Below are 298 nucleotides of genomic sequence, written 5' to 3' on the forward strand. Positions count from 1 at the left end.
GGGTATTGCGTTCAGATCAATAAGCCTGGGCGTTCCGAACTCCAAGCACTGGCACGTTCCTGGGCGGAAGAGTCTGGTGCCACTTTCGCACCAGGGACTGAAGCGGCGCTTTTGGACCGTTGCGGAGAAGACCAGTTTTTGTTACACAATGAAATTGCGAAATTATCTGCATTGGCAAACTATGGCACCATTACCGCGGATATGATCCAGCAGCTGGGAACAGTTACGCTGGATGCGGACACATTTGAAATGGTGGAACTGGTTGTGTCCGGGCGGATTGAACAGGCACAAAAGCGCC

General features: G+C 52.3%; 1 pseudogene. It reads left to right on the top strand.

Going from position 1 to position 298, the window contains the following annotated elements:
• Nucleotides 1-298, top strand: a pseudogene (locus H6B10_RS16025) (DNA polymerase III subunit delta); the annotation flags it as partial.

The sequence above is a fragment of the Gemmiger formicilis genome, assembly GCF_016901605.1.
GTDB classification, from domain to species: Bacteria; Bacillota; Clostridia; order Oscillospirales; family Ruminococcaceae; genus Gemmiger; species Gemmiger formicilis_B.